Raw genomic sequence first — 12,249 nt, forward strand, 5'->3', positions numbered from 1 at the left:
ATATATAATGAGACAGCACTAAAGTTGTAAAACTACTATAGAATTTTATAGTGCTGGCATTTCTTTTCTAGTTTCTTCACTGATAACTGTAACAGGTTCTTGAGTTTTTTCAACTCCAGCCTGTGTTTTTATAGCTGCAATTGCTGTCTGAATTTCTTCCATTTTATTATCATCCAATACATAGAATTTCATAGCTATAAGTGAAGCTATAAATCCAAGAATAGGAGCCCCGAATTTCAACCCTAATGTTAACAAAAGTAAAATAGGTGTCAATTTTTCATCCATTTGTGGGAGTGAATCTTTAAAGCCTATTATTGCTAAACAAAAACCAACTATAGCTGGTGCTAATGATGAAATTAATTTATCTATAAATGAGAAAACTGTTCCTATCATCCCCGGAACAAAACGCCCTGTTGTAAATGTCTCATAATCCGAAACATCGGCAATCATTGGGATGACAATACCACTTGTTAGACTTTGGAACGCCATTGCAAGAGAGTATACAACTAAGAAAACGCTTGTTGTTATCCCTATGTTTTGTAACGATATTTTTGTAGGATCAATTATTAAGAAAAAGACCAATAAAAACGCAAATAAAATCAGCACTGCCCAAGTTCCCATTACAAAAGCTCTTTTCAAACCAATTTTTCTTGCTTTGTTGATACCGTAGAATGTTATTAACAAACTCGGTATTATTGTAATTAATCCAATAGTACCACTTAACGCATAGTTCCCTAGAATAACTCCAAAGAACAAAACCACTATTGCAGGCTGTCTAACAAGTTGACCAGCTAGCTTATCGGTCGATGCAGCAATTATTAGCATTTGTAACGGTCTGTTATTTTTTAAAATTGGCCAGTAGTCACGGAACTTTGTTTCTTCCGTTCCATCAGCTAGACCAAAGTATTCTTTACGATCTTTGTCCTTGATTCCGATTACAGCTAATACAGTACATATTCCTGAAAGAATTAATGCATACGTATTTAGTTCCGTGAATAGTGACATTGTAAAACCGCCGTGCTTAGCTACAAGATAAGATGCGACAAACATTTGACCACCAGTAAAGATTGCAATTGTATATGCTGAGTCAAAGACTGAAAATAGTGGTCGTTGCTTTGGGTTATTCGTCAATACCGTTTGAGCAGCTTTTGTAACAGCTGATTGAAACGTATAACCTATGACATACACTGCGTAAACTGCAACAAAGAAAATGAACTGAAATGACTTTGGTATTTGGTGTGTAAAGCTGTACATAACTAATATCGAAATCGCCATAATAACATTCCCCAATATCATCGATGGTCTAAACTTTCCGAATTTAGTTTCTGTTTTGTCAATCACAAATCCTATAATCGGATCTGTAATGCCATCAAATACGCGCATTGCCGTTAAAATCGTACTAATTACGACAACCGACAACCCCCCAATTCCAGTAGCATAGTATGAAACAAATCCTAAAGCGAACATATACAAATTTGTTGCGGTGTTATTTAGAGCAAAAAAACCTATTTGCCATAACTTAGCCGAATTATATTGATTATTAGTCCCCATTGTTGTACTCGACATGATTCTCCCCCAATTTGTAAAACCCCTTATTTTTACTGTCTTTTACAAATGAATCACAAAAACTTCACAAAAAAGTTTCCACACTCCACTTCATTTTTGTAATCTTTTTGAATTATAACTGTATTAATAGTTTGTTTGACTTCCATACAAACTAATTACTCTTATAATAAATGTAAGCGCTTTAAAAATCAATAGAATATTCTGAATTTTATATAAAATTTTCACTTAGTTAGTAACTAAAATGCTCATGCTTTCTAGATATATTTCATTCTTTCAAAAAGACTTTTGAAGTTTTTAAATGCCACAAAGTATCTATTCTCTTTTTATATTATTTCAGAAAACTCTTCGTCGCTTACAATTTTCTCATTTTTAATTAACTTGGAGCATTCTAAATAGTCATACTCCCAAAGCCACCGTCAACACGTATTAATGAACCAGTCACAAATCCAGATGCTTTATTTGATGCAAGATAGATAGCTGCACCTTGTAATTCTTCAGGTTCACCAAAGCGATTCATTGGTGTATGCTTCATAATCGAATCAATTCGATCTTCACTAAGGATTTTACGATTTTGCTCTGCAGGGAAAAAACCTGGAATAATAGCATTCACTCGAATTCCATGTGGAGCAAACTCTTTTGCCAAAAACTGTGTAACGCTATTAACTCCTGCTTTTGAAGCAGAATACGTAAATACTTTTGATAATGGTGTTGTAGATGAAACAGAAGAAATATTTATAATACTTCCCTTTCTCTTTTGTTCTATCATACGCTTGGCAAATATTTGTGTCGAAAAGACAAGTCCTTTTAGATTAACATCCATAATATCATCCCATTCTGCAGGATCTAATTCTAAAAATGGAGTTGAACTATTTTTTCCAGGTGCATTTAGGACGATATCCCATCCCCCTGACCAAGCTTCAATTTCCCTTGCTACTCTCTCAATCGATTGAAGGTCGCTCACGTCACCTTGAAATGACTTCGCGACACCCCCATTTGCTTCTATCTCTTTAGTTACTTCTTCCGCCTTGTCCATGTTGCGTCCAACAATTGCAAGTCTTGCTCCTTGTGCAGCAAGCCCTTTTGCAATTGCTCCCCCCAATACGCTGTTACCACCAATAGCTACTGCGGTTTTTCCTGTTAAATCAAATAAATTACTCACTAATATTCCTCCTGACAAATATTAAAATATAGTTAACCAAGTTACGAATTTTTTGAATTTTTTTACTACAAAAAGGGTTCAGTTGGCACTAAATAATTTCTATTGGACCAATAATTACACTGAGTTACGGAGAATTCAGATTAAATTCTTTTCCAATAAGAGCACAATATAAATACTGCCCCAAAATCGATCATAAACTACGTTTCGAGGCAGTAGTTCTCCTACTATTTGGACACAACAATCGCTTGCTCTTGTGCTTGTAAACATAATTCTGCGGCTTTAAATACATGAGCTTGCGTCATTGCGTTTTCAGTGCGATCAATACAGTCCTTAATAAGTTCTCCAAAGAATGGAAATCCTACTTTCCCTGATAGCTCGAAATGTTTTTCTCCATCTATATTAACTAAAAACAAGTGATCGCCTGTTTCTGCACGCGCCACATCAACGTATTTACGAATCTCTATCGTTCCTTCTGTACCTGTAATGAAAGTACGGCCATCTCCCCATGTACTAAGTCCATCCGGTGTAAACCAATCTACTTTGAAGATTTGCGTTGCGCCATTATCTCCAAGTAATGTAGCATCGCCATAATCTTCTAATTCAGGATAATTAGAGTTGTTGTAATTACCTACTTTACTATGCAGAATTTTCGCATCTTCACAGCCTGCGTAATACAAGAATTGTTCAATTTGGTGGCTACCAATATCGCAAAGAATACCGCCATACTGATCCTTGTTGAAGAACCATCTCGGACGGCTTGATGCATTTAATCGATGAGGGCCAAAACCGGTTACCTGTATTACCCGTCCAATAGCACCATCATTAATTAAATCACCTGCGAACACGGCACTTTCTACATGGAGGCGTTCACTGAAATACACCATATACTTCTGTCCAGTCTGTTCCACAACATGTTTTGTTTCCTCTAATTGAGCAAGCGTTGTAAATGGGGTTTTATCTGTAAAATAGTCTTTCCCTGCTCTCATTACTTTATTGCCAAGCTTACTTCGTTCTGACGGAATAGCTGCTCCAGCTACTAGTTTAATCGCTTTATCATCTAAAATTTCCTGTAAATTCTCTGCTACTAGTACGCTCGGAAACTTTTCCAAAAATTCGTCTACTTTTTTAGAATCCGAATCATAGACCCATTTAATTGTTGCACCAGCTTCCTCTAATCCATTGCACATACCATAAATATGGCCATGATCTAGCGCCGCTACCGCAATTTGAAATTCACCTTCCTTGACAACCGGATTGGGTTTCCCTTTTGGTGCGTATGTCATTCCATCTTTACTCAAAATTAACCACTCCTATAGCCCACTTTTTAAAATTAGAACCAGTCTGAATACCCTAATTTCCGTAGGTTATCTGCAGATATTTTCAAGCAATCAAATGGATCTCGTCCATACGTATCGTCTTGCTCGATTAAAAAGTACTGTGCACCGCTCTCTAAACCAGCGTCAATAACACCCTTCATATCTAGATTCCCTTCTCCGACTTCAGCAAATTCAATAAGATTAGCGAACTTTTCAAAGAATTTACCCATGTCTTTTAAATCCGATTGGTCTACAGTAAATTGCCCAATACGATAATCCTTTAAATGTAATAGCGATATACGCCCTGTATATTGTTTAATAAACTCCACAGGGTTTACTCCTGCTCTTTGAATCCAGTGAACATCTAGTTCAAAACCAAGTTTGGAAGTATTATTTTTAATCATATCTAGTAAAAATTCTCCATCATACTTTTGAAATTCAATATGGTGCGTATGATAGTATAGTTCTATATCATGTTCAGCCAAACGCTCAGCCATTGCTTCTGCTCTTGTAGTAAACTCTAGGATTCTTTCTTTATCGCCAATTACTGTAAATGGAAGCATACCAATACGGATAAATTTACAATTCAGCGTCTTGCAATCACTTACAATTTTATCAAAATCATTACTTAAAGTTTCCCCAGGAGCACCTGGTAACATTGGTTCTAAACTAGCAGAAATTGCTGCAATTTCTATTTCAAAATCTTCACTTGCTCTTTTTAATTCAGATACATTTTCTTCTGTCATTGGAATTTGTGATACTTCGACAGCACCAAATCCTAGTTCACGCAACTGTCTCATCGTTTCGTATGCACCAAGTTCTTCTACCTTATTTTTAAGCATCATCATCTGTACGCCAATTTTACCTTTGTTCATTGCTATACCCCCATATAACTTCTTTTTTTGTTTCTGAAGATCTGCATATTGCATGTATCATTTCCATCGATACTTGTGCATCTTTCACATGGATATAATCCTGTAAATCTTTTTCGATGCATGTATAAAATTGATTGATCAACTTTGCGTGGCTTGCCCCGTAATAGAACTTCGATCCAGGTAGTTTCATATCTTCCATTAACTCTACCTTTTTTCCACTTTCATCAGCAGACGTTAAAATACTATCTTTAATCGTAAATTTACCTTTTTCTAAAACAACTTGGAATTCTACACTTGAATTTATTGCATTTGCATTCGTTGCAAAGAACAAGCCTGTAGCACCATTGGCAAATTGAATACTTGCTGAAGCTGTATCCTCTACCTCATATCCATGATCAACCAAGTTATCTATAGAACCCCTAATCGTACTAATTTCTCCACCCATAAGCTGCATTAAATCCAAGGTGTGAATGGATTGATTGATCATTACACCACCACCAGCGTATTCCATTTTACCTCTCCATGGTTTCACATCATAATAAGCTTTTGGTCTATGCCAAGTGACTAGCCCTTTGATGCCTATTACTTTCCCATATTCTCCGCTATAAATGATTTCACGAAGTTTTTCCACTGTCTCATTCACACGATTCTGGAAAGAAACCCCTATTTTAATCGTTTTGTTTTCTTCCTCCAATTTAACTAAAGCTAGTCCCTCTTCTGCATTTCGTGCTAATGGCTTTTCTTGAAATACATGGACACCTTTTTCTACACAAGCCTTAGTAGCAGGATAATGAAGATGATGAGGTAAACAAATATGAACACAATCCAATGTTTCTTTTTCTAACATCTCTAGATAATTAGTATAAAAGTTAACATTTTCTACACTATCTTTTAATGACTCTTCATTGTCACATACGGCCACCAACTCTGCACCCTCGTTAGCTTGTATAGCAGGTATATGAATCTTCGAAATATCCCCAAGTCCAATTACGGCAATCTTAAGCATAAGCCTACTCCTTTTATAAAACTAACTCACTATCAAATTGGAAGTGAGTTAGTTTCATTTTTATTTGATTAGAATTGCACTACTTTTTTCTTCTTCTATTTTTTTATTTAATTCGGCAAAATAAAGATCTTCGTCTATAGGAAGCTCCACTTCTTTGCCTAACCAGCTTGATAGATGAATAGCGTTAGCCAATGCAACACCATGAATACCATCACTTCCCGGAGCTAATAAAGGAGTTCCGTCTAAAATGTTCGCTGCAAAGTTTTCAAGCACTGCAGAATGCTGACCGCCCCAAACACTTTCAAATTCAATTACCTCTTCAGCAAATATTTCAGTTGCACCGCCACCCATGAAAATACGCATAACATCTTGCATACTCATTGAATCGCTCATTTCAGATTCCGCTTTGTGTAATCTCTTAATCGTTACTTTCTTGCTATCATCCACAACAATTTTCCCTTTGTCTCCTAAAATTTCGAAGCGGTCTGTTCCGATAATGTCGTGTGTACATGTAATGAAAACACCTGTTGCTCCGTTTCCATAATCAAGCAATGTAGTTACTTCATCTTCTACAGCGATATTTCTTTGATAGCCATATTTCACATTTGAGTAAACTTTTTTAGGCATTCCACAAATCCATTGCAACAGATCTAGTTGATGTGGTGCTTGGTTTACAAGGACGCCCCCACCTTCACCTTCCCAAGTTGCTCTCCATGCACTTTGATCATAGTACCCTTGAGGTCTCCACCAAGTAGTAATAATCCAGTTTGTACGACGAATAGCACCAATTTCACCGTTATCAATAATTTCTTTCACTTTTCGGTACAGTTCGTTCGTTCGTTGATTGAACATGATGCCAAAAGTTAGTTCTGGTTTAGTTGCAGCAAAATCATTTAATTCTTTGACCTGTTTTGTATAAACACCAGCCGGTTTTTCTAATAAAGCATGAACGTCTCGTTTTAATGCCTCAATACCCATTTCCGGGTGTAAATAGTGAGGTACACAAGTAACTATGCCATCCACATCTCCACTTTCTAGCATATCAATATAATTATCATAGAAAGGAACATCAGGATATTTTTCTTGAGCCATTGCTTTTTTTGCTGGATCAATATCACAAATTGCTCCAATCACCATGTTATTTACTTTTCCTTCTGTGATAAAACTTGCATATGCTCCACCTTGTGCACCTAAACCAATAATCCCTAATCTCACTTTTTTCATTATCCATTCTCCCCACTATATATTTTTAGGCGCTTTTGGCGAAACTCCCTCGCTGTCACACCTACTTTTTCTTTAAAATACCTACTAAAATGGGAAACGCTTTCAAAACCGCATTCAAAAGCAATCTCTTTTAATGATTTATCCGGCTCCATCTCAAGTAAATATTTTACTTGCGTTAAACGACAACCCATTACATATTCCATTACAGTAAATCCAGTCATTTCTTTAAACACATGAGAAACGTAGGATTTACTTAGACTAAGCGTTTTAGCTATCGAATCTATTGTCAATTTAGACATATAGTTCTCTTGAATATAAGTTGCTATTTTCTCAGCATGGCACGTTTTTTCAACCTTATTATTAGGAGGCTGTATCGAATCTAATTGACCAAGTCGATTTACGATAACAAGTATTTGCAGTAGTAAAATTTTCTGTTCTGTTTCTGCATACTTGTTTCCTAAATATTGCGATCTACTAATATCTTCCAATCGAAGAAGTAATTTCTCCAATTCCTTCGATTCATCATTTTCCTTTGTACGAATTAGACAATGATGCAATGTATCAAAGACATTTAATAGATACATCCCCCCCAATTCTTTCAAAACACCTTTAATCCAATGTGGTGAAAAATGGAGGATACTGCGAACGTATTCACCATTATTTGGAATATTAGCTTTGTGAAGTGCCATACCATCCATTACTAAAATATCACCAGGCTCTAAATCGTAAATTTGATTGTGAATCAAGTACCTACAGGATCCTGAGTGAAAAAAGTAGATCTCATATTCTTGATGTGAATGGTAGTCCATCTGTGGCCATCTTTCTGAAACGCGATAGAATACACTTAAATACTCATTCAAATTGATCTTTCCTTCCAGAGGAATTGTAATTATCATATAATACTGAATAATGAAAATCATTATCTTAAAATGTTTGTTTTTTCTGTAAACTTATCTGAAAGCGCTTTAATAAAAACACTCTTAGATAATTCTTACATTTTAAAAGTACCACATTTCTTAATTTAGGAAAATAATTAAATAATATACATTTACTCTCTGATTATTAATTATTTTGTTATACTGTAATTACATTAAAGTATTAACGGATATTTCTAGATAAATATAATGATTTTTTTCTTGCACTTCTTCATTTGATTGATTAATCAACAAATAAAATACTCGTATGACGAACCAGGAGGAAAATAGATGAACATACATACAGGTGATGCAAGTTATATTAGAAAGTTAAATAGAGGTTTAATCTTAAAAAATATCATAGAACATGGAATGATTTCACGAGCTGATTTATCTAAAACAATTGGCTTAAATAAAGCAACTATTTCTGTTCAAGTAGCAGATTTGTTGGAAGAAAATTTAATTTATGAAACACAGCAAGAGCATTTTTCTATTGGTAGAAGACCTATTATGCTTGCCATTAATGGAAAAGCTGGTTATGTATTAGGTATTGATGTTGACCATCAACAAATTCAATTTAATGTATGTGATTTGACTGGTAGGAAAGTTCAAGGTGATACATTGCTTCTTCAAACCGATGATTATGATGAAATTGTACAGTTACTGATTAATCATATAAAAGAATACGAAAAAAAGTATTCAAATTGCCATTTTGGCATGATCAGTGCAGTAATTGGTATACATGGAACTGTAAATAATGACGAAAGTATACTTTTTGTTCCTAAATACAATTGGCATCATAAAAACTTAAAAGTAGATCTTGAAAAGGAATTTGAAAAAATCGATATATATATAGAAAACAATGCAAACCTATCATCCTATGCCGAGCGAGTTTATCACTATCATCATAGTAATAATTTACTGACCATTATTTTAACTTCAGGTATTGGTGCTGGAATCATGATTGATGGCAAACTCCACAAAGGTTACCACGGCTATGCTGGAGAAATGGGACATATGATAATCGTTCCTAATGGATATTTTTGTAGTTGTGGTAATCAAGGGTGTTGGGAGCTTTACGCTTCTGAACCAACACTCGTTTCTCAACTATCAAAGCAACTAAATAAACCAGATTTAACACATAAAGATGTTCTAACAATGATAGTAAAACAAAATCCTATCATTGAAGATCATATGGACCAGTTTATAAAATATCTCTCTATCGGTTTAAATAATATCATTAACCTATACAACCCTGAATCATTAATATTAAATAGTGAACTGTTACGACTGTATCCATATGCCATAAAAAAAATACAAAATAATCTAACTTCTTCGATGAGTAATTATCACGAATTAACTATATCTGAACTCGGTTCTAGAGCATGTGTTATGGGTGCATGTGCATTGGCTATTCAGCGCTTTTTAGAAGTTCCTGAGCTAATATATTGATTTACAATTGAAAGTTAGAATCTAGCAACTAAGATGATTTATCAGCCTTACCTATATGAAACGCCCCTTGTTCTAAATTTGAAAGGGGCGTCTTTTTTTGGAGATTTTTTTAACCTTTAAGCTGCTATAACTCAAAGTAGGTCTTCGCATTTTCATAGCAAATATTGCGGACGTATATTTCTAATAGATTCATATCCTTTGGAACTTTCCCTTGTTGAACCCATGTTCCTAGCAAGTTACATAAAATTCTTCTAAAATATTCATGTCGTGCGATTGACAGAAAGCTTCTTGAATCTGTTAACATTCCTATAAAATTACTAATCAATCCGGTATTTGCTAGAATTTTCATTTGATCTTCCATGCCATCGATTGTGTCATTAAACCACCATGCAGTTCCAAACTGGACTTTACCAGGGATTCCAGAAGTTTGGTAATTACCTGCCATTGCTGCAAGTACATGATAATCCTTACTATTCAGGCTGTACAAAACAGTTTTGGGAAGATGATTTCTATCTTCTAAAGAGTCTAATAATCTAGCCAACTTGTCTGCGATTAAGTGATCTCCAATTGAATCAAAACCGCTATCCGGCCCCAATAATTTAAACATTCTTGTATTGTTATTACGCAGTGCACCTAAATGCAGTTGCATAACCCATCCTTTAATCGAATAAAGTTCACCTAAAGTAAGTAAAGTATATGTTTTAAATTGATCGATTTCCTTTAACGACAGCTCTTCTCCTTGGAATCTTTTCTGGAATATTGCTGCCACTTCCGCCTTTGTTCCTTTTTCAAAGAACATTACACTAATACCATGGTCAGAACTTCGGCAACCATTCTCATCAAAATAATCCACTCGATTAGCTAATGCTGATAAGAAAGATTCATAGTCTTCAATAGTTGAATTTGTCGCCTGCTCCAACTTCTTTACCCATGGTAGAAATTCTTCCATCTCAATACTTAATGCTTTATCTGGTCGGAATGATGGGGACACAGTTGTTCCGAAAGAATCGTTTTTCAATTCAATATGACTTACCAAATCATCAGTTGGGTCATCTGTTGTCCCTACAAATTCAACATTTTCTTTTTTTAATAAAGATCTAACTGAAAGTTGAGGAGTAGCTAACTTTCTCTTCGCTTCCTCCCATATAGCTGGTGCTGAACTTTCATTTAATATTTCATCAATATCAAAATATCGCACTAGTTCCAAATGTGTCCAATGGTATAAAGGGTTTCCAAACGTATTTGGCACAGTTTTAGCCCATGCTAAAAATTTTTCATAATCGTTTTTCTCACCTGTCACATATGCTTCATCAATTCCATTTGCTCGCATTGCTCTCCATTTATAATGGTCCCCTGCAAGCCAAATCTCGGACAAATTATGATATTTTCTGTCCTGTAAAATGTCTACTTGGTTCAAGTGATTATGATAATCTATTATCGGTAAATGCTTGGCAGTATTATGATAAAGTTCCTTAGCTGTATCGTTATATAGTAAGAAATCATCTGTAATAAAGGTTTTCATCTAATAACAACATTCCTTCCATTTTTAGTACATAGCTTTTATTTAGTTTGGATATTAAACAAACTTAATATTTCTAAATGTAATCTCTTTGTACCTCATTTGATTGAGTTTTTAAGAGATTTTTCATGAAGTAGTAAAAAGAAAACCCCTATTATTTTTGCGCTTGGAATGCATCCCAAGAACCTAGTAAGTACATGATACCTAATGCACGATCATACAAGCCATATCCAGGACGGCACTTTTCGTTCCATAAATGGCGACCATGATCAGGCCTTACATAGCCTGTGTAACTAATTTCTGATAGTTTCCTTACAACATTTGTCACGTCGATTGAACCATCAGAAGTATAATGAGATGTCTCAATGAAATCTCCATTTTCAAATATCTTCACATTGCGGATATGGGCAAACGGTGAAAACTGAGCATACTTTCCTGCCAAGTAAACCATGTCATTCGATGGACTTGCGCCTAATGAACCCGTACAAAACGTAAGTCTATTAGATGGTGAAGAAGATACTTCTAATAGTCGTTTCAAACTCTCTTCACCTGTCATAATACGTGGTAAGCCAAAAATCGAATATGGTGGATCGTCTGGATGTATAGCCATAACCACTCCACACTCTTCAGCTATAGGCAAAATTGCATTCAAGAAATAAGCAAGATTTCCCCATAGTTTTTCCTCATCAATATCTTTATAAGCCACAAATAGTTCTTCGATTCTGTCCATCTTTTCCGGTTCCCAACCAGGTAACGTCAGTTCTGACGCTTCAGCTACTGTTTTCACTAGCTCAGCAGGATCTAAAGACTCCACCTTAGCTTTTTCATAAAACAGAGCTGTAGAACCATCTGGTAACGGATGATATAAATCCGTGCGAGTCCAATCAAAAATCGGCATAAAATTATAGCATATTACTTTAACTCCTGATTTCGCCAGGTTACGAATTGTTTGTTTATAGTTTTCAATTAACTGTTCTCGTTCAGGTAACCCGAGCTTGATAGATTCATGAACATTGACACTTTCCACAACCTCTGCATGAAATCCATAAGACTGGATATAATTTACCTCTGATTCAATTTCTTCAGTGCTCCATATTTCACCAACTGGTTTGTCATGTAAAGCCCAGACAATTCCTTTCGTACCTGGAATCTGTTTTATTTGTTCTAAAGTAACCGTGTCATTTTCTCTTCCATACCATCGAAAAGTTATATTCATTG

The 12,249-nt window shown here is 35.2% G+C and carries 10 protein-coding genes; 1 reads left to right on the plus strand and 9 read right to left on the minus strand.

Annotated elements, in window-relative coordinates:
* Positions 1-45: 45 nt before the first annotated feature.
* The 7 genes from AEA09_RS08885 to AEA09_RS08915 form a co-directional block, all read right to left on the minus strand.
* A complete protein-coding gene (locus tag AEA09_RS08885) occupies positions 46-1,566 on the minus strand; it encodes an MFS transporter (RefSeq protein WP_053583492.1) in 1,521 nt (506 codons plus the stop codon).
* A 388-nt stretch (positions 1,567-1,954) separates the two neighbouring features.
* On the minus strand, positions 1,955-2,725 hold the full coding sequence (locus tag AEA09_RS08890) for an SDR family oxidoreductase (RefSeq protein ID WP_053583493.1): 771 nt from the start codon (positions 2,723-2,725) through the stop codon (positions 1,955-1,957).
* A gap of 224 nt (positions 2,726-2,949) precedes the next feature.
* Positions 2,950-4,023, minus strand: coding sequence for a Gfo/Idh/MocA family protein (locus tag AEA09_RS08895; RefSeq protein ID WP_245622820.1), 1,074 nt, complete (start codon positions 4,021-4,023; stop codon positions 2,950-2,952).
* A gap of 32 nt (positions 4,024-4,055) precedes the next feature.
* A complete protein-coding gene (locus AEA09_RS08900) occupies positions 4,056-4,916 on the minus strand; it encodes a sugar phosphate isomerase/epimerase family protein (RefSeq protein ID WP_053583494.1) in 861 nt (286 codons plus the stop codon).
* Complete coding sequence (locus tag AEA09_RS08905; protein WP_053583495.1) at positions 4,903-5,922, minus strand: Gfo/Idh/MocA family protein; 1,020 nt, start codon at positions 5,920-5,922, stop codon at positions 4,903-4,905. The genes AEA09_RS08900 and AEA09_RS08905 overlap by 14 nt, the downstream gene beginning before the upstream one ends.
* Before the next feature lie 60 nt (positions 5,923-5,982).
* Positions 5,983-7,146, minus strand: coding sequence for a Gfo/Idh/MocA family protein (locus tag AEA09_RS08910; protein ID WP_211263239.1), 1,164 nt, complete (start codon positions 7,144-7,146; stop codon positions 5,983-5,985).
* Positions 7,146-8,066, minus strand: a complete 921-nt coding sequence (locus AEA09_RS08915) for a helix-turn-helix domain-containing protein (protein WP_082332612.1) — start codon at positions 8,064-8,066, stop codon at positions 7,146-7,148. The genes AEA09_RS08910 and AEA09_RS08915 overlap by 1 nt, the downstream gene beginning before the upstream one ends.
* Before the next feature lie 285 nt (positions 8,067-8,351).
* Here AEA09_RS08915 and AEA09_RS08920 point away from each other — a divergent pair, with 285 nt between their 5' ends.
* Positions 8,352-9,512, plus strand: coding sequence for an ROK family transcriptional regulator (locus tag AEA09_RS08920; RefSeq protein WP_053583498.1), 1,161 nt, complete (start codon positions 8,352-8,354; stop codon positions 9,510-9,512).
* A gap of 124 nt (positions 9,513-9,636) precedes the next feature.
* On the opposite strand, the gene uxaC is transcribed toward AEA09_RS08920, so the two are convergent.
* Entirely contained in the window at positions 9,637-11,034 is a 1,398-nt protein-coding gene (gene uxaC, locus AEA09_RS08925) for a glucuronate isomerase (protein ID WP_053583499.1), read from the minus strand.
* A gap of 151 nt (positions 11,035-11,185) precedes the next feature.
* Positions 11,186-12,247 (minus strand): mannonate dehydratase, encoded by a 1,062-nt coding sequence (uxuA, locus tag AEA09_RS08930; protein ID WP_053583500.1) that lies wholly within the window; start codon positions 12,245-12,247, stop codon positions 11,186-11,188.
* Positions 12,248-12,249 lie beyond the last annotated feature (2 nt).

This window comes from Lysinibacillus contaminans (genome assembly GCF_001278945.1).
Classification (GTDB): domain Bacteria; phylum Bacillota; class Bacilli; order Bacillales_A; family Planococcaceae; genus Lysinibacillus; species Lysinibacillus contaminans.

Coding starts and splice junctions, on each gene's coding strand:
- AEA09_RS08885 (WP_053583492.1), bottom strand. CDS start 1,566: ATGTCGAGTACAACAATGGGGACTAATAATCAATATAATTCGGCTAAG.
- uxuA (WP_053583500.1), bottom strand. CDS start 12,247: ATGAATATAACTTTTCGATGGTATGGAAGAGAAAATGACACGGTTACT.
- AEA09_RS08915 (WP_082332612.1), bottom strand. CDS start 8,066: ATGATTTTCATTATTCAGTATTATATGATAATTACAATTCCTCTGGAA.
- AEA09_RS08910 (WP_211263239.1), bottom strand. CDS start 7,146: ATGAAAAAAGTGAGATTAGGGATTATTGGTTTAGGTGCACAAGGTGGA.
- uxaC (WP_053583499.1), bottom strand. CDS start 11,034: ATGAAAACCTTTATTACAGATGATTTCTTACTATATAACGATACAGCT.
- AEA09_RS08920 (WP_053583498.1), top strand. CDS start 8,352: ATGAACATACATACAGGTGATGCAAGTTATATTAGAAAGTTAAATAGA.
- AEA09_RS08900 (WP_053583494.1), bottom strand. CDS start 4,916: ATGAACAAAGGTAAAATTGGCGTACAGATGATGATGCTTAAAAATAAG.
- AEA09_RS08905 (WP_053583495.1), bottom strand. CDS start 5,922: ATGCTTAAGATTGCCGTAATTGGACTTGGGGATATTTCGAAGATTCAT.